General features: G+C 69.2%; 18 protein-coding genes. 6 read left to right on the top strand and 12 right to left on the bottom strand.

The features are described from left to right. Positions 1-61: 61 nt before the first annotated feature. The 6 genes from HZ992_RS09485 to mltG are packed head-to-tail and all read right to left on the bottom strand — an operon-like array spanning position 62 to position 4,656. Positions 62-736: an ankyrin repeat domain-containing protein gene (locus HZ992_RS09485; protein ID WP_209386408.1), complete on the bottom strand. Its 675-nt coding sequence runs from the start codon at positions 734-736 to the stop codon at positions 62-64. 23 nt (positions 737-759) lie between these two features. Continuing rightward, a complete protein-coding gene (locus HZ992_RS09490) occupies positions 760-1,545 on the bottom strand; it encodes a TatD family hydrolase (RefSeq protein ID WP_209386409.1) in 786 nt (261 codons plus the stop codon). Positions 1,546-1,588: 43 nt separating this feature from the next. Continuing rightward, complete coding sequence (locus HZ992_RS09495; RefSeq protein WP_209386410.1) at positions 1,589-1,960, bottom strand: PilZ domain-containing protein; 372 nt, start codon at positions 1,958-1,960, stop codon at positions 1,589-1,591. 59 nt (positions 1,961-2,019) lie between these two features. Further along, positions 2,020-3,042 (bottom strand): DNA polymerase III subunit delta', encoded by a 1,023-nt coding sequence (gene holB / locus HZ992_RS09500; protein WP_209386411.1) that lies wholly within the window; start codon positions 3,040-3,042, stop codon positions 2,020-2,022. Then, positions 3,036-3,647: a dTMP kinase gene (gene tmk / locus HZ992_RS09505; protein WP_209386412.1), complete on the bottom strand. Its 612-nt coding sequence runs from the start codon at positions 3,645-3,647 to the stop codon at positions 3,036-3,038. The genes holB and tmk overlap by 7 nt, the downstream gene beginning before the upstream one ends. Before the next feature lie 16 nt (positions 3,648-3,663). After that, a complete protein-coding gene (mltG, locus tag HZ992_RS09510; protein WP_209386413.1) occupies positions 3,664-4,656 on the bottom strand; it encodes an endolytic transglycosylase MltG in 993 nt (330 codons plus the stop codon). A gap of 51 nt (positions 4,657-4,707) precedes the next feature. Between mltG and HZ992_RS09515 the strand changes: the two genes are divergently transcribed. Genes HZ992_RS09515 through HZ992_RS09525 form a run of 3 tightly spaced genes read left to right on the top strand, consistent with a single transcriptional unit; the run spans position 4,708 to position 6,985 of the window. Then, positions 4,708-5,655 (top strand): CAF17-like 4Fe-4S cluster assembly/insertion protein YgfZ, encoded by a 948-nt coding sequence (locus HZ992_RS09515; protein WP_371816802.1) that lies wholly within the window; start codon positions 4,708-4,710, stop codon positions 5,653-5,655. Next, positions 5,655-6,029, top strand: a complete 375-nt coding sequence (locus tag HZ992_RS09520) for a DUF4936 family protein (protein WP_209386415.1) — start codon at positions 5,655-5,657, stop codon at positions 6,027-6,029. The genes HZ992_RS09515 and HZ992_RS09520 overlap by 1 nt, the downstream gene beginning before the upstream one ends. Further along, entirely contained in the window at positions 6,017-6,985 is a 969-nt protein-coding gene (locus HZ992_RS09525) for an NRDE family protein (RefSeq protein ID WP_209386416.1), read from the top strand. Before HZ992_RS09520 ends, HZ992_RS09525 begins: the two co-directional genes overlap by 13 nt. 4 nt (positions 6,986-6,989) lie before the next feature. Here HZ992_RS09525 and HZ992_RS09530 read toward each other — a convergent pair whose 3' ends face one another. Both HZ992_RS09530 and HZ992_RS09535 read right to left on the bottom strand, forming a co-directional pair. Further along, complete coding sequence (locus HZ992_RS09530) at positions 6,990-7,847, bottom strand: YbgC/FadM family acyl-CoA thioesterase (RefSeq protein WP_209386417.1); 858 nt, start codon at positions 7,845-7,847, stop codon at positions 6,990-6,992. Continuing rightward, complete coding sequence (locus HZ992_RS09535; protein WP_245213412.1) at positions 7,844-8,782, bottom strand: alpha/beta hydrolase; 939 nt, start codon at positions 8,780-8,782, stop codon at positions 7,844-7,846. Before HZ992_RS09535 ends, HZ992_RS09530 begins: the two co-directional genes overlap by 4 nt. A gap of 72 nt (positions 8,783-8,854) precedes the next feature. Here HZ992_RS09535 and HZ992_RS09540 point away from each other — a divergent pair, with 72 nt between their 5' ends. Continuing rightward, positions 8,855-10,003, top strand: a complete 1,149-nt coding sequence (locus HZ992_RS09540) for an iron-containing alcohol dehydrogenase (protein ID WP_209386418.1) — start codon at positions 8,855-8,857, stop codon at positions 10,001-10,003. A 90-nt stretch (positions 10,004-10,093) separates the two neighbouring features. Here the strand turns inward: HZ992_RS09540 and rpoS are convergent, their stop codons facing one another. Genes rpoS through surE form a run of 4 tightly spaced genes read right to left on the bottom strand, consistent with a single transcriptional unit; the run spans position 10,094 to position 13,693 of the window. Beyond that, a complete protein-coding gene (gene rpoS / locus HZ992_RS09545) occupies positions 10,094-11,137 on the bottom strand; it encodes an RNA polymerase sigma factor RpoS (protein WP_209386419.1) in 1,044 nt (347 codons plus the stop codon). Between the two features lie 25 nt (positions 11,138-11,162). Continuing rightward, complete coding sequence (locus HZ992_RS09550; protein ID WP_209386420.1) at positions 11,163-12,086, bottom strand: peptidoglycan DD-metalloendopeptidase family protein; 924 nt, start codon at positions 12,084-12,086, stop codon at positions 11,163-11,165. Between the two features lie 15 nt (positions 12,087-12,101). Beyond that, entirely contained in the window at positions 12,102-12,950 is an 849-nt protein-coding gene (locus tag HZ992_RS09555) for a protein-L-isoaspartate(D-aspartate) O-methyltransferase (protein ID WP_371816803.1), read from the bottom strand. Then, the gene (gene surE, locus HZ992_RS09560; RefSeq protein WP_209386421.1) at positions 12,917-13,693 is read right to left on the bottom strand and encodes a 5'/3'-nucleotidase SurE; all 777 of its coding nucleotides are present in this window, start codon (positions 13,691-13,693) and stop codon (positions 12,917-12,919) included. The genes HZ992_RS09555 and surE overlap by 34 nt, the downstream gene beginning before the upstream one ends. Positions 13,694-13,783: 90 nt before the next feature. On the opposite strand from surE, the gene HZ992_RS09565 reads away from it, so the two are divergent. Together HZ992_RS09565 and HZ992_RS09570 are read left to right on the top strand one after the other, a co-directional pair. Next, positions 13,784-14,761, top strand: a complete 978-nt coding sequence (locus HZ992_RS09565; RefSeq protein ID WP_209386422.1) for an NADPH:quinone oxidoreductase family protein — start codon at positions 13,784-13,786, stop codon at positions 14,759-14,761. Positions 14,762-14,868: 107 nt separating this feature from the next. After that, the gene (locus HZ992_RS09570) at positions 14,869-15,597 is read left to right on the top strand and encodes a LuxR C-terminal-related transcriptional regulator (protein ID WP_209386423.1); all 729 of its coding nucleotides are present in this window, start codon (positions 14,869-14,871) and stop codon (positions 15,595-15,597) included. Positions 15,598-15,607 lie beyond the last annotated feature (10 nt).

The following is a 15,607-nucleotide window of genomic DNA, read 5'->3' on the forward strand; positions in this document are numbered from 1 at the left end:
CCATTCGGCTTGTAGGAAGAAATCCGACAAGGCCCTCGCGCCGTGAACTGTTCCCGCCAAGTCACTTCGTCATCAGTTCGAGGCGGTCGGCCAACCAGTCGCGTCCGCCCAGGCGCGCAAAGTCGGCAGCCTGCAGATCCCGTTGGTTGCGCCGTCTTGCGTCGGCGCCCTGACGAAGCAGCAGCTCGACGGTGGACTCGGGCCCGGTCTGTGCCGCCAGCATCAATGGGGTGGTGCCGTTGGGGGCTTCCGCCTCCAGCGTCGCGCCCCGGGCCAGCAGCAGTTCCACCAGCCGGGTGTTCGGGCCGCTGGCCGCATAGTGAAGCGGCGTCCACCCGGGCCCGTCCAGCCGGGCGCCACGCGCCAGCAGTCGTTGGCTGGACTCCAGATCGCCGGCAATGGCCGCGAGCATCAACGCAGACTCGCCGGCCGCATTGAGCGCATTCACGTCAGTGGCCGGATGCGCCAAGAGGAGCGCAAAGGCGCCCGGCGACTCGCGCCTGAGGGCCAGGGACAGGGCTGGGTAGCCTTTCGGGTCGCGGCTGTTGGGATCCACACCTTGCTGGAGCAGGCTGCGGAGCCAGGCAACGTCATCGCGGATCACGGCCTTGAAGAGATCCTCGTAGGCTCCGGCGTTTGCTGAAGAAAATGCAATTGCGATAGATAGATAGAAAACATACTTAAAGTTGAGTGCGAACTTTAGGCCAATGAACCTTTGAACTCGAAAATACGACATGACAATCTCTTATGACGTGTTATTCAAGTCCTTAATGAAGTCTTGAATAGCCTCTCGAAGTTGTGGCTGGTCGCTGCGGCGACCTCCTCGACGTCGACAGACTTGAGCTCGGCCAGCTTGCGCGCGACATAGGGCACGAGGGCCGGCGTGTTTGTCTTGCCGCGGAATGGCACGGGTGCCAGGTACGGGCTGTCCGTCTCGATCAGGCAGCGCTCCAGCGGGACGTAGCGCGCGACCTCCTGGAGCTCCACAGCCGTCTTGAAGGTCAGGATGCCCGAGAAGGAGATGTGAAAGCCAAGGTCCAGCGCCTCGCGGGCGACCTGCATCGTCTCGGTGAAGCAATGGAACACGCCGCCGACCGCCTCGGCGCCCTCCTCCCGCAGCAGGCGAACGGTGTCGGCCGAGGCGCTGCGGGTGTGCACGACGAGCGGCAGCCCGGTGGCACGCGCGGCGCGGATATGGACCCGGAAGCGCTCGCGCTGCCATTCCATGTCGTCGAGACTGCGACCATTGAGCCGGTAGTAGTCGAGCCCCGTCTCTCCGATGGCCACCACGCGCGGCCGCTGCGCCAGCTCGAGAAGGTCTTCGATGCGGGGTTCGCGCACGCCTTCGTTGTCGGGGTGCACGCCGGCGCTGCACCAGAAGTTGTCGAAGCGCGCGGCCAGCCCCTGGACCGTGTCGAATTCTTCCAGCGTCGTGCAGATGCACAGCGCACGATCGACCGATGCCGCGGCCATGTCGGCGCGGATGTCGTCAATGCGCTCGGCGAGCCCCGGAAAGCTCAGGTGGCAGTGTGAGTCGACGAACATGGCATGGGCGGCCGGGTGTACCGGCCGTGGCGAGGCGAAGGCCTCAGATGGTCTGCGTCGGCTTAGCCGAGGAGATGGAGGTGCCGAGGATCTCTTCGATCTTCAGCTTGAGCAGGCGGGTCTTCTCGTCGGTCGGGAAGCGCACGCCGACTCCCTGAGTGCGGCCGCCCGAGGCGTTCGCTGGCGTGATCCAGCCGACCTTGCCGGCCACCGGGTAACGCTGCGGGTCTTCGGGCAGCGAGAGCAGCAGGTAGATGTCTTCGCCGAGCCGGTACTCGCGCGTGGTCGGCACGAACAGGCCACCGTCCGAGAACACCGGCATGTAGGCCGCGTACAGCGCGCCCTTCTCGCGAAACACCAGCTGAATGACGCTTGGCCGCGACCCGGCCGCGGTGGCGGGCGCTCCGGGCAGCATGCTTCGTCCTGGGGCTTCACTCATGCGGCGCAGTGTACCGAAACACAGCCTGGACCGGGCTAGCGGCCCTGCCCCGGCATCAGGGCCAGGCGCGCTCGTGAGACAAGTGCCTCGATCATCAGCCCTGAATTCAGTGGATGCTCGGCCTGGCGTGCGGCGCGAAGCAGCTCCCTGGACCATTGGCTGATCGGCGCGGTGCCGGGGCGTGCCGTCACTGCGCCTGCGGGAAAGAAGCGCGGCGCCGCACCGACGCTCACGCTGAGAACGTCGTGGCAGAGCTTCTGCAATGCATCGACGACACGAGCGATCGGCCAGCCCGTCAGCGGCGCGGCGTCTCCTTGCGCCACGATCGCCGGCAGGCGCGCCCACAGCTTGGCGTCCAGGCCTTCGCGTACCCATTCCAATGCATCCAGCGGCTGGCCGCCGGCGGCCGCGAGCACGACCTCCGCCGAGGCCACACCCTGCCCGGCCAACCAGGCGGTGGCCTGCACCGGGTCCGGCAGTGCCAAGCCGAGCGCCTGGCAACGGCTGCGGATGGTCGGCAGCAGCGACTGAGGCGCCGAACTGCTCAGGATGAAGCGCGCCGTGCCGGCGGGCTCCTCGAGCGTCTTCAGCAGGGCGTTGGCCGAGATGCCGTTCATGCGCTCGGCCGGGTGCAGCACGACGACCTTGCCGGCGTTTCGCGCCGGCGTCGTCTGTGCAAATGCGACGGCAGCGCGAACGGCCTCGACCTTGATCTCCTTGCTGGGCTGGCGGGTCTTGCTGCCGGTCTCGGGCGCTTCCGCCTCCGGGTCGCCGACCGTCCAGCCCAGTGGCCCTTGCAGCGCCTCGGGCAGCAGCACGAGCAGGTCCGGGTGCGAGCGTGCCTGCACCAGCCGGCACGAAGAGCAGGTACCGCACGGGCGGCGAGCGCCGGCGTCGGCATCGCACAGCCAGGCCTGCGCCAGCGTCAGCGACAGCTGCCATTGGCCGATGCCCTGCGGCCCATGGATCAGCACGGCGTGGCCACGCTGCGTGCGCAGCGCCGTGTCCAGCCAGTCGCCCAACCAGGGCAGTGGCAGCGCGCCGTCCGTGCCTACCATCCGCGCCTCACGAGCTCGGCGTCGATCTGTGCCCAGACGGCCTCGCGCTCGAGCGAGGAATCGATGCGCACGAAGCGGCCCGGGTCGGCCGCCATGCGAGCTGCATACCCTGCCCGCACCCGATCGAAGAAGGCGATGTCTTCGCTCTCGAAGCGGTCGGCGGCTCGCGCTGCGGCGCGGCGACGGGCCGCTTCCGCAGCGGGCAGGTCGAGCCAGAAGGTGAGCTGCGGCTGCAAGTCCCCGTGCACCCAGCGCTCCAGCTGGGCGAGTACCTGGGCATCGAAGCCGCGGCCGCCACCCTGGTAGGCGAAGGTCGCATCGGTGAATCGGTCGCAGACCACGGTGGCATTGCGGGCCAATGCAGGCGCGACGAGCTGCTGCACATGGTCGCGCCGCGCAGCGAACACGAGCAAGGCCTCGGTGAGTGCATCCATCGGGGCATGCAGCACCAGCTCGCGCAGTTTCTCGGCCAGTTCGGTGCCGCCGGGCTCGCGTGTGCGAACGACCTCGGCACCACGCTCGCGCAGCCGTTGCGCCAGCGCGACGATGTGGGTGGACTTGCCGGCGCCGTCGATGCCTTCGAAGGTGATGAAGCGGCCGCTCACGCGTTGTGCTGGGGGCCTAGCGGCCGCGCTGGTACTTGTTGACCGCGCGATTATGCTCGGCGAGCGTCTCGCTGAACTCGCTGCTGCCGTCGCCGCGCGCGACGAAGTAGAGCGCCTTCGAGGCCTCGGGCTTGACCGTCGCGCGCAGCGACGCCGCACCCGGCATGGCGATGGGCGTGGGCGGCAAGCCCGGACGCGTGTAGGTGTTGTAGGGCGTGTCGGTCTGCAGGTCGCGCTTGCGCAGGTTGCCGTCGAAAGCCTCGCCCAGGCCGTAGATCACCGTCGGGTCGGTCTGCAGCGGCATGCCGATGCGCAGGCGGTTCACGAACACGGCCGCAATGCGTGCGCGCTCGGCCGCTGCGCCGGTTTCCTTCTCGACGATCGAAGCCAGCGTCAGCGCCTCGTCCGGTGTGCGCAGCGGAAGGTCGGGCGCGCGGGCGGCCCAGGCCTCGTCGACACGCTGGCGCATGGCACGCAAGGCGCGCTTGAGCACGGCGAGGTCGGCGCTGCCCTTGCTGTAGGCGTAGGTGTCCGGATAGAAGCGCCCTTCCGGGGCCACGCCTGGCTGCCCGAGCGCCTCCATGATCTGAGCGTCGCTCATCGCGGCGGTGGTCGGCTTCAGCGCGTCGGCCTTGGCGAGCTCGGCGCGGAACTGCCGGAAGGTCCAGCCTTCGATCAGGCGCACCGTGGCCAGCGTCTCGTCGCCGCGCACCATCTTCTCGAGCAGGGTGACGGGTGTCGTGCCGGCGCCGATCTCGTAACTGCCGGCGCGGATGCGCTTGGCCTTGCCCGACCAGCGGAACCACTCGTACAGCGCCCAGCGAGGCGCCTGCACGCCGGCACGGACCCAGCCTTGGGCGATGTCGCGCGGCAGTTCGCCTTGCTCGATCGACAGCTCGACCGTCTCGCCCGACAGCTTCAGCGGCTGCTGCAGCCACCACGCTGCCGCGCCGGCGGCACCGAGCGCAACGATGACCAGCACGACGACGAGGCGGATGATCCACTTCATCGGCGCAGACCACCCTGGCCGATGCCGTGAAACCCCAGTGCGAAGCAATTCATGGCGGCTGATGATAATCGGGGCATGGAACACACCCTCGATACCAATGGTGTCGTGCGTCTGGCCCACTGGGGCGTGATCCGCGCCCGAGGGGCCGACGCCGCCCGCTTCCTCCATGGCCAGCTCACCAGCGACATGCTGAACCTGGGCCCTGGCCGCGCCGTGCCGGCCGGCTTCTGCTCCGCCAAGGGCAGGCTGCAGGCCAGTTTCATCGTGTGGGCAGGCGAGGCCGACGAGATCCTGCTGGCCTGCTCGGCGAGCCTGCTCGCGCCGACGCTCAAGCGGCTGTCGATGTTCGTGATGCGTGCGCAATGCAAGCTCGACGACGCCACCGCGGAGCTGCCGCTGCACGGTCTGGCCGGCCCGGCTGCTCTGGCCCTGCTGGGCGACGCGCAGCCGTGGGAGTGCCGGCGCAGCGAAGCCGGCACGGCGATCCGCCTGCCCGATGCCCAGGGTGTTCCGCGTGCCTTGCTGGCTGGCACTTCGCCTTCCGGCGTGGCGCCGCTGGACGCGGACAGCTGGCGCTGGCTCGAGGTGAGCAGCGGCGTTCCCGTCATCGAGGCTGCGACGGTCGACCAGTTCGTGCCGCAGATGGTGAACCTCGAACTGATCGGCGGCGTGGACTTCAAGAAAGGTTGTTATCCCGGCCAGGAGGTGGTGGCGCGCAGCCAGTACCGCGGCACGCTGAAGCGCCGCATGTTCCTGTTCGACGTCCCGGCGGCGGCGCAACCCGGCCAGGAACTGTTCCACAGTGCCGACCCCGGCCAGCCGGCCGGTCTGATTGCCAACGCCGCGCCGTCGCCCGCCGGCGGCTCGCGCGTCCTCGCCGAGGTCAAGCTCGTCGCCCTGGACGAGGGCAGCCTGCACCTGGGCTCGGCCGACGGGCCCGTGCTGACGCGGCGCGAACTGCCCTACGCGGTGCCAACGGAAAGCGCCGCGCCCGCCTGATGGCGGCTGCGGCAGACGGCACGGCAAAAGGTCACGACCGGGCTTCCCTGGGGACAGCCGGCCAGCCCATGCGAGAGCTGTTCATCTACTATCGATCGCGCGTCGAATGCGAAGCCGAGGTGGCTGCGCAAGTACGCGGATTCCAGGCGCATCTCATGCTCGAGCATCCGACCCTGGTGGCGCGACTGCTGCGCCGGCCGGAGGCGAAGGATGGGTTGCTGACCTGGATGGAAACCTACGCCTTCGCCACGATGAATCCCGACCGCGCCATCGATGCCCCACTGCAGCAGCAGATCGAAGCGTCTGCCGCGTGTCTTCGCGGCCTGATCGAAGGCGAGCGCCACACCGAGGTCTTCATCCCATGTGCCTGCTGACGCTGGCTCTCGACGAAAACCGGCGCTTCCCGCTGGTCATCGCCGCCAACCGCGACGAGTTCTTCGCGCGACCGGCCTCTCGCCTGGCCTGGTGGACGCCGGAGCCCGGTGCCACGCAGATCCTCGGTGGCCGCGACCTCGATGCCGGCGGCACCTGGCTGGGGCTGACCGCGGAAGGACGCCTGGCGATGCTCACCAATGTGCGCGATCCGTCTCGGCACGACCCGTCGGCGCCGTCGCGCGGCCGCATCGTGCCGGAGTGGCTGGCGGCCCGCGAGCGTGTCGACCGGTTCTGGATGCGCACCGCGCTGGCCGGCTACAACGGCTTCAACCTCATCGCCGCGGATTTCTCTCTGGGCGAGTGCTACTGGGCCAGCAACACCGGCAGCCATCCGCTGCGGCTCGAGCGCGGCGTCTACGGCATCTCCAACGCCGGGCTGGATACACCTTGGCCGAAGGTGCTCTCGCTGAAGTCGCGCACGCGGGAGGCGATCACGCAGTCCGGCTCGGTCGACGAACTCGCGAACAGGCTGTTCGAGGCGCTGTCCGACCGCCAGATGCCGTCCGACGACGAACTGCCCGAGACCGGGGTGGGGCTGGAGCGCGAACGTTTGCTGGCGCCGGCCTTCATCCGCTCGCCCGACCAGAGCTACGGTACACGTTGCTCCACGCTGATCATCACCGAGCGCGTGAATCGCCACAACGTGACGCACGTGCTCGAGCGCAGCTTTGCCTCGCATGGTGGCGTGGCGCTGCTGCGCCGGGCCACGCTGAACCACTGGCCGCCGCGCTACAACGCGGGCGACGCAGTGCCGGCGGTGCAAGGCGGCGTGGTCTCCGAGTCCGAGATCGACGGGGTGTCGGCCACCGCGACGGTGCGCCGCACCCGGGTGCGCAGCCTGTTGCGGCCCGAACCGAAGCGCCGCCGCGGGGCACCCGTCTCCGGCTCAGCCTGATCGGCTAAAGCGCCCGCACCATCTCGATGTGCGGTATGCCGGCTTCCTCGAACTCCGGGCCACGCGGCGCGAAGCCGGCGCGCGAATAGAACGGCGCAGCGCTCGACTGCGCATGAAGCAGCACTTCGCGGTCGCCGCGCGCCCGCGCTGCCTTCATCAGCGCTTCCAGCACGTGGCGGCCCACACCGCTGCCGCGCAGGCTCTGGCTGACCGCCATGCGGCCGATCTTCGCCACGCCGGGCACATGCTGCAGCAGCCGGCCGGTGGCCAGCGGCAGCCCGAAGCGGTTGTAGGCGACGGCGTGAACGCAGGAGGCGTCGGCGACGTCCCACTCCATTTCGGCGGGGATTCGCTGCTCTTCGACGAACACCGCGGTGCGGATCGCGCTGGCCTCGCGGCCGAGTTCTTCCCAGCCGCCCACGCGGACGTCGACCATGCCCTGCCCGGCCTCGAAACCCTGCAGCACGTCGCGCAGGCTCTGCGGCACGGGCCTCGAAGTCTGCGTGTGCGGGTCGGCGAAGACGTAGACCAGTTCGCCGTTGATCAGCGGCTCGTCGCCGCGGAACACCGCGCCCTCGAACAGCAGCGAAGAGTTGCCGATCCGGCCACAGCGCATGCCGATCTCGAGCTGGTCGTCGTAGCGCGCCGACCCGTGGTACTCGACGGTGGCCTTGCGCACGTAGAGATCGCCGCCGAGTGATTCCATCGTCTGTGCGTAGGGCAAGGCCAGCGCACGCCAGTAGCCGGCGACGGCGGTGTCGAAGTACATCAGGTAGTGCGCATTGAAGACGATCTTCTGCGCATCGATCTCGGCCCAGCGCACGCGCAGGCGGTCGAAGAAGCGGAACTCGGTGCGTTTCATGGCTCGAAGGCCCTCCTCAATGCATCCCCGGCGGCGGCCTGCGCATGGCGGGCCTCGTCGAGCACGCGGCCCATCTTGATGAAATCATGCGTCATGCCGCGGTACAACTCCAGAGAGACTTCGACGCCAGCCAGGCGCAGGCGGTCGGCATAGGCCAGACCCTCGTCGCACAGGGGGTCGCACTCGGCCAGCAGCAGGCAGGCGGGCGCCACGCCGTCGAGCGAGTCGGCATTCAGCGGCGCGAAACGCCAGTCGCTGCGCTGCGAGCGGTCGATGTACTGCTCGAAGAACCATTCGATGGTCACGGCGTCGAGCAGGAAGCCGTTGGCGAACAGCTTGTGCGTCGCGGTGTCGGCATGCGCCGTCGTGCCCGGCGTGATCAGCAACTGCGCGCGCAGAGGCAGGCCGTGGTCGCGCGACAGGATCGCCGCCACTGCGGCGAGCGTTCCGCCGGCGCTGTCGCCGCCGACGGCCAGGCGTTCGCTGTCGAAGCCCAGCGATGCGCCCTGCTCGCGCAGCCAGCGCAGTGCGGCCCAGGTGTCGTCGACGGCGGTCGGGAAGCGGTGCTCGGGTGCCAGCCGATAGTCCAGCGCCAGAACCTGCGCGCCGCTGAGCAGCGCGAGCTGGCGGCACAGGCTGTCGTGCGTCTCCAGGCCGCCGATCGTGAAGCCGCCGCCGTGCAGGTAGAGCAGCGTTCCGCGTGGCGTACCCACGGGCCAGTAGCGCCGCGCGGCCAGCTCGGTGCCATCGGCGCCGGGCACGCGCAGATCTTCGACCCGATCGAGTCGCGCCCGCGGCAGGTCCAGCACCTCGGCGCCGGCCACGTAGGCGGCACGGGCCTGCTCGGCAGACAGGGTGTGGAATGCCGGCCGCTTGGCACGCCGGATGCGCTCCAGCACGCCGGCCATGCGCGGGGTCAGAAGATGGGTGCTCATGAACGCGGCGCAGTCTGCCACATCGGGCTGTCCCGCTTGCGCAGGCGAGCGCCACGCCTACACTCCCGCGCCATGGCCTTCATCAACTACATCACCCAGATCCAGCTCGACTTCGGCGCCGTGAAGCTGCTGCCGCAGGAGTGCGAACGCATCGGCATGCGCCGTCCGCTGGTCGTCACCGATGCGGGCGTGCGCGCGGCCGGCGTGCTCGACAAGGCGCTTGCCGCACTGGGCGAATTGCCCCACGCGGTATTCGACCAGACACCCTCCAACCCGACCGAGGCGGCCGTTCGCGCCGCGGTGCAGGCGTACCGAAGCGGCCAGTGCGACGGGCTGATCGCCGTGGGCGGCGGATCCAGCATCGACCTGGCCAAGGGCGTGGCCATCGCCGCGACGCACGATGGCGCGCTGAAGACCTACGCCACCATCGAAGGCGGCAGCCCGAAGATCAGCGAGCGTGTCGCACCGCTGATCGCCGTGCCCACCACCGCAGGCACCGGCAGCGAGGTGGCGCGCGGCGCCATCGTCATCGTCGACGACGGCCGCAAGCTCGGCTTCCACAGCTGGCACCTCGTGCCCAGGGCGGCGATCTGCGACCCCGAGCTCACCCTCGGCCTGCCGCCGCAGCTGACCGCGGCCACCGGCATGGATGCCATTGCGCACTGCCTGGAGACCTTCATGGCGCCCGCGGTGAACCCCCCGGCCGATGGCATCGGACTGGACGGCCTGGAGCGTGGCTGGGCGAACATCGAGCGCGCCACGCGCAACGGCAGCGACCGCGAGGCGCGCTGGCAGATGATGAGTGCCAGCATGCAGGGCGCCATGGCTTTCCAGAAGGGCCTCGGCTGCGTGCACAGCCTGAGCCACAGCCTCGGCGGCGTGAATCCGCGCCTGCACCACGGCACGCTCAACGCGGTGTTCCTGCCCGCGGTGATCCGCTTCAACGCGCCGGCGGAATCGATGGTGCGCGACCGCCGCCTGGCGCGCCTGGCGCATGCCATGGGCCTGGCCGGCTGCGACAGCCGCGGCACCGAGATCGCCGAGGCCGTGCGCGAGATGAACGTGCGCCTGGGCCTGCCATCGGGACTGCGCGCGATGGGTGTCGGCCCCGAGCTCTATGAGCGCATCATCGACGGGGCCATGGCCGACCACTGCCACAAGACCAACCCGCGCATCGCCACGCGCGACGAGTATCGGCAGATGCTCGAAGAATCCATGTGAGTCGAAGCAGGCGCTGGCCAGCGCCGGGCCGCCCCCAAGCGGCCGGCGAACACCCTCGGCGGGTGTCTGCGGTACGCCGCGGCCGAGGGTTCAAAACACCGAGTCGCGGTCGATGCCATTGCGCAGCATGCGGCGCTTGAGCTTGAGCAGCGCCTCCTGCTGGATCTGCCGGATGCGTTCGCGCGTGAGGCCGAGCCGCTCGGCCAGCACCTCGAGTGTCTCCGGCTCGCGGTCGCGAAGGCCATAGCGGCCGGCAAGCACCTCGCGCTCGCGATCGTTCAACTCGTCGAGACCGTGTTCCAGCAGCCGATCGACTTCGTTCGAGAGCGTCAGGCTCATCGGATCGCTCGAGCCATCGTCGGCCACGCTGTCGAGCAGCGATTCGGAGCCGCCGTCCGCCGGGTTGCGGTCCAGCGGTGCGTCCAGTGAGGCGGGCTGTTCGGCGAAGCGCAGCAGGTCGACGACCTCCTGTACCGGCCGGCCGACCGCGGCCGCCACATCCTCGACACGCACCTGGCGTTCGCTCTCGGTGCCGTCGGGCATGCGGGCCTCCAGCGCGCGCCTGGCCTTCAGCACCTGGTTCAGCTCGCGCACCACGTGCACCGGCAGTCGCACCAACCGGGCCTGGTGCATGATCGCGCGCTCGATGCTCTGGCGGATCCACCACGAGGCATAGGTCGAGAAGCGGAAGCCGCGCTCCGGCTCGAACTTGCCGATCGCGTGCATGAGGCCCAGGTTGCCCTCCTCGATCAGGTCGGGCATCGGCAGCCCGCGGCCGAGATAGTTCTTGGCGATGCTGACGACCAGGCGCAGGTTGTGCTCGATCATCGCCTGGCGCGCCTCGAAGTCGCCCTGGCGCGCCCGCGTGGCGGTCTCGAACTCCTGCTGCGGCGTCAGCAGCGGCGCGCGGCGGATCTCGCGCAGGTAGGTCTGCAGCGTGTTGCCGACTTCACCCTCGCCTGCGGCGAGATCGGCAATGCGAGGTTCGATCAGTGGGGGGCCGTCGGCGCCGTCCGCGGCATCGGCATCGGGCGGCTCAGCCTCGAAGCCGTCGGCCGCATGCAGCGCGTGGCCGTTGTGGGGCGGCGGCGGGCTGACCGATGTCCCGTCGAGCGATGTGCGCTTTCTGGGCATGGTCGAGGCCTTTCGCGGGTCGCCGTCAGCGCGGCGGCAGCAGTCTTGCCGGGTCGACCGGCTTGCCCTGCCGGCGGATCTCGAAGTGCAGCAGCACCCGATCGGAATCGGTGGAACCCATCTCGGCGATCTTCTGGCCGCGGCGGACCGACTGGTCTTCCTTGACCAGCAGCGTCTGGTTGTGCGCGTAGGCCGTCAGGTAGGTGGCGTTGTGCTTGAGGATGACGAGGTTGCCGTAGCCGCGCAGGCCCGAACCCGCATAGACGACACGGCCCTCGGCGGCGGCGAGCACCGGGTCCCCGATCTTGCCGGCAATGCCCAGGCCCTTGCTCTTGCCTTCCTCGAACACGCTGGTGATCGGGCCGGACGCGGGCCAGATCCAGTTGATGTCGTCGTCGCCTTCACGGCCGGCCGCGGCGGCCGTGGTGGCGGCCGCAGGGAGGGTGGTGCTCGGCGAAGCTGTCGTCGGCGCCGCGCTGGCGGGCACCGGCGCGGGCTTGGCATCCAGCGGCCGCGTCTCGGCTTTCGCGCTGGTGATCGGCCGCGTCGACACGCCGGCGTCGGAGCCCGGTGGCACCACGCGCAGCACCTGGCCGACCTCGATCACGTTCGGGTTGTCGAGGTTGTTCCACTTGACCAGGTCTTTCCAGTTCTGGCCGCTCTCCAGACCGACGCGGATCATCGTGTCGCCGGGCTTCACGGTGTAGTAACCGGGCTTGCCGGCGTTCTCGGCGCCGGGCAGCGGCTTGGTGGCATCGGCGGCGGGTTGCGCGGGCACGGAGCCCGGCGACGGCTGCGCCGACGCGATCGTCGGCGCACTGCGTGCGCCGACCGCACGATCTTCCACCGGTGCATGGTTCTTGCCCGACGCGCAGGCGCCGAGCAGAAGCGTCGCGACCAGCGCCGCGCCGATGCCCTGGATCCGTTGCGTCGAAAGAGGTCTCACCATCTGCTCATTCATTCGTCAGCTACCGAGACCGGATTTTAGGGGCACGAACTTCACAGCTTCGTGAACACTGTGCTCGTACCCGTGTTCATGGCGATCCACCACCACAAGGACCTGCCGCTGCGAGCGAGGTTCCACGAGCGGCGCCACGAGTCGACCGCCGATGGCGAGTTGCTCCAGCCACGCAGGCGGCAATGCGTCACCGCCCGCAGCAGCGATGATGCTGTCGTAAGGCGCGTTCGGCGGATGGCCGCGCATGCCGTCACCATACACCAGACGCAGTTGCGTCAGGTTCAGCGGCGCGAGCAGCGCGAGGGCCTTCTCGTGCAGCGGGCGCAGCCGTTCGACGGAGATCACCTGCCGCGCCAACCGCGCGAGCAGCGCGGCCTGGTAGCCGCAGCCGGTACCGATCTCCAGGGCCTTGCCGAGCGAGCTGCGGCTTCGTGCCGCGGCGCCGCCCATCAGCAACTCGAGCATGCGACCGACCACCGAGGGCTTGGAGATCGTCTGCCCGTGGCCGATCGGCAGGCTGGTGTCTTCATAGGCCTGTGTGGCCAGCGCGCCATCGACGAACAGATGCCGAGGCACGCTGTCCAGGGCGGCCAGCACGGCTTCGTGATGCAGGCCGTCGGCATGAAGTCGCTGCACCATGCGCCGACGCACGTCGGCCGAGTCCAGCCCCAGGCCCGAAGGCGTGGCCACTCGGGCCGCATCGGCATGGGCCTGATGCACGGGCGCCTGCGGACGCAGCACGGGCGATCGGGATGCCACCGGGGCTTGGGCGACCTGGTCCAGGCGCAGGGGGAATCGCGAGCTTCGCGAGCCCGCAGCGCTCATGGCGCCGTCCCGGCCGCCCACGCGCGCCATGCCGGCACCGCCGCATGGTCGGTCAGGTCCACCTGCAGCGGCGTGACGGACACGGCCTCGTTCGCCACCGCATGGAAGTCGGTACCCTCGCCGCCTTCGCGGGCGTCGCCGGCCGGGCCGATCCAGTAGATCGTCTCGCCACGCGGGCTGGTCTGCTGGATCACCGGTTCGCTCGCATGGCGGCGACCGAGTCTGGTGATCACACGCGGCAGGCGGTCGGCATCGGCGCGGTTGGGGATGTTCACGTTGAGCAGCCAGGCGGCGCCGGCCGGCGGCTGCCGCAGCACCTGCTCGATGACACTGCGTGCCACCCGCGACGCGGCATCGAGATGCGCCCAGCCCTTCTCGACCTGCGAGAAAGCGATGGCCGGTATGCCGAACAGGAAGCCTTCCATCGCCGCGGCCACCGTGCCCGAATACAGCGTGTCGTCGCCCATGTTGGCGCCGTTGTTGATGCCCGAGACCACCAGGTCGGGCCGGTGCGGCAGCAGGCCGGTCAGCGCCACGTGCACGCAGTCCGATGGCGTGCCGTTGATGTAGCGGAACGTCTTCACCACATCGCCATGCCCGTGCCGGGCCGGGTACACCGACAGCGGCCGTGTCAGCGTGAGCGAGTTCGAGGTGCCGCTGGCGTTCTGCTCGGGGGCCACCACGTCGATCTCGCCGAGTCCGGCACAGGCCTGCACGAGGGCGGCGATGCCGGGAGCGAGGTAACCATCGTCGTTGGCGATCAGGATGCGCATGGCCGCATTGTAGGGACGCGTCGCCTCGGAGACGGGAGGGATTCGGCGCCCTGCGTATCATGCGCCGCCACCCATCCCGCGGAGAGCGACATGCATGCCTGGCTGTGCGAGAACCCGACCGGCGTCGACGCCGTGGCCTGGAAGGAATTGCCGACGCCCCGGCCCGGGCCGGGCGAGGTGCTCATCGCCATCAAGGCGGCGAGCCTGAACTTTCCCGACCTGCTGATCGTGCAGAACAAGTACCAGATGAAGCCGCCGCTGCCCTTCGTGCCGGGCTCGGAGTTCGCCGGCGTGATCGAGGCGGTGGGCGACGGCGTGCACCACCTGAAGCCGGGCCAGGCGGTGGCGGCGTTCTCGGGCACGGGTGGGTTCGCCACCCATGCCTGCGTGAATGCCGCCGTCGTGATGCCTTTGCCGCCGGGCTTCGCCTTCGACGATGCCGCCGCCTTCGTGCTGACCTACGGCACCACGCACCATGCGCTGGTCGACCGGGCGGCTCTGAAGCCTGGCGAGACCTTGCTGGTGCTCGGCGCAGCCGGGGGCGTGGGCACGGCCGCCATCCAGGTCGGCAAGGCCGTGGGTGCGCGCGTCATCGCGGCGGCCTCCAGCGACGAGAAGTGCGCGCTGTGCCGCGAGATCGGCGCCGACGAGACGATCAACTACACGGGCACTAACCTGCGCGATGCGCTGAAGGCGATGACCGGCGGCAAGGGACCTGATGTGGTCTACGACCCGGTGGGCGGCGACCTCGCAGAACCGGTGTTCCGTTCGATCGCGTGGCGAGGCCGTTACCTCGTGGTGGGTTTCGCGCAGGGCGGCATCCCGAGTCTGCCGCTGAACCTGGCGCTGCTCAAGGGGGCCTCGATCGTCGGCGTGTTCTGGGGCGAGTTCGCCCGCCGCGAGCCGCAGGCCAATGCACGCGCGCTGGGCGAACTGGCGCAGTGGTATGCCCAGGGCAAGGTCAAGCCGGTGATCGACCAGCGCCTGCCGATGAGTGCCCTGCCCCAGGCCTTCGCGCGCATGGGCACCCGTCAGGTGCGCGGCAAGCTCGTGCTGGTCAACGACTGAGCGATCGATTCGGGTACTTTGTCACACACGGACATTCCACGAGACGGAGTGCGCTAACATCCATCGCAAACAAGACAACGGCTGAATCAGGCCGGGCCGGGTGGAGCATGTCAGTCAAAGTCCTTATCCTCGAAGACAACCCCGTCGCGCGCAGTTTCCTGTGCCGCGTGGTGCGTGAGAGCTTCAGCGACGCGATCGCCATCACCGAAGCCGGTGACCTGGAGAGTGCGCGTCGTCACATCGGCCCGCTCGGCCGGCAGGAGCCTGCCGACCCGTTCAAGCTGATCCTGGTCGATCTCGAACTCCCCGATGGAAACGGCATGGAACTGCTGGCCGAGCTCGTCAAGTATCCGGCCACGAAGATCGTCACCACGCTCTATTCCGACGACGACCATTTGTTCCCGGCGCTGCAGTGCGGCGCCGACGGTTACCTGCTCAAGGAAGACCGCTTCGAGGTGCTGGTCGAGGAACTGCAGAAGATCGTGCGCGGGCAGCCGCCGCTGTCTCCCGCCATTGCCAGGCGCCTGCTGACGCACTTCCGCCAGGGCGCCGGCGCGGCGGTCGATAGCGGCCCGGCGCCGTTGAACTCCGGCTTCCAGAGCAGCCGCCCGATGCCCACGGGCCGCGGCGCACCGCTCGACCACGAACGCCTCACGCCGCGCGAGAGCGAGGTGCTGACGTACCTGAGCAAGGGCTTCACGATCAAGGAGATCGCGAACCTCATGGGCATCAAGTGGTTCACCGTCAACGACCACATCAAGTCGATCTACAAGAAGCTCAACGTGTCCAGCCGCGCAGAGGCCGCCGTGCTGGCCAGCAAGCAAGGGCTGGTCTGACACCGGCAGA

The organism is Rhizobacter sp. AJA081-3, assembly GCF_017795745.1.
Taxonomy (GTDB): Bacteria; Pseudomonadota; Gammaproteobacteria; order Burkholderiales; family Burkholderiaceae_C; genus Piscinibacter.

Bases quoted from the DNA above. Each gene is read 5' to 3' on its own strand.
- HZ992_RS09485 (WP_209386408.1), bottom strand. From the start codon at position 736: ATGTCGTATTTTCGAGTTCAAAGGTTCATTGGCCTAAAGTTCGCACTC.
- HZ992_RS09490 (WP_209386409.1), bottom strand. From the start codon at position 1,545: ATGTTCGTCGACTCACACTGCCACCTGAGCTTTCCGGGGCTCGCCGAG.
- HZ992_RS09495 (WP_209386410.1), bottom strand. From the start codon at position 1,960: ATGCTGCCCGGAGCGCCCGCCACCGCGGCCGGGTCGCGGCCAAGCGTC.
- holB (WP_209386411.1), bottom strand. From the start codon at position 3,042: ATGGTAGGCACGGACGGCGCGCTGCCACTGCCCTGGTTGGGCGACTGG.
- mltG (WP_209386413.1), bottom strand. From the start codon at position 4,656: ATGAAGTGGATCATCCGCCTCGTCGTCGTGCTGGTCATCGTTGCGCTC.
- HZ992_RS09515 (WP_371816802.1), top strand. From the start codon at position 4,708: ATGGCGGCTGATGATAATCGGGGCATGGAACACACCCTCGATACCAAT.
- HZ992_RS09520 (WP_209386415.1), top strand. From the start codon at position 5,655: ATGGCGGCTGCGGCAGACGGCACGGCAAAAGGTCACGACCGGGCTTCC.
- HZ992_RS09525 (WP_209386416.1), top strand. From the start codon at position 6,017: ATGTGCCTGCTGACGCTGGCTCTCGACGAAAACCGGCGCTTCCCGCTG.
- HZ992_RS09530 (WP_209386417.1), bottom strand. From the start codon at position 7,847: ATGAAACGCACCGAGTTCCGCTTCTTCGACCGCCTGCGCGTGCGCTGG.
- HZ992_RS09535 (WP_245213412.1), bottom strand. From the start codon at position 8,782: ATGAGCACCCATCTTCTGACCCCGCGCATGGCCGGCGTGCTGGAGCGC.
- HZ992_RS09540 (WP_209386418.1), top strand. From the start codon at position 8,855: ATGGCCTTCATCAACTACATCACCCAGATCCAGCTCGACTTCGGCGCC.
- rpoS (WP_209386419.1), bottom strand. From the start codon at position 11,137: ATGCCCAGAAAGCGCACATCGCTCGACGGGACATCGGTCAGCCCGCCG.
- HZ992_RS09550 (WP_209386420.1), bottom strand. From the start codon at position 12,086: ATGGTGAGACCTCTTTCGACGCAACGGATCCAGGGCATCGGCGCGGCG.
- HZ992_RS09555 (WP_371816803.1), bottom strand. From the start codon at position 12,950: ATGGCGCGCGTGGGCGGCCGGGACGGCGCCATGAGCGCTGCGGGCTCG.
- surE (WP_209386421.1), bottom strand. From the start codon at position 13,693: ATGCGCATCCTGATCGCCAACGACGATGGTTACCTCGCTCCCGGCATC.
- HZ992_RS09565 (WP_209386422.1), top strand. From the start codon at position 13,784: ATGCATGCCTGGCTGTGCGAGAACCCGACCGGCGTCGACGCCGTGGCC.
- HZ992_RS09570 (WP_209386423.1), top strand. From the start codon at position 14,869: ATGTCAGTCAAAGTCCTTATCCTCGAAGACAACCCCGTCGCGCGCAGT.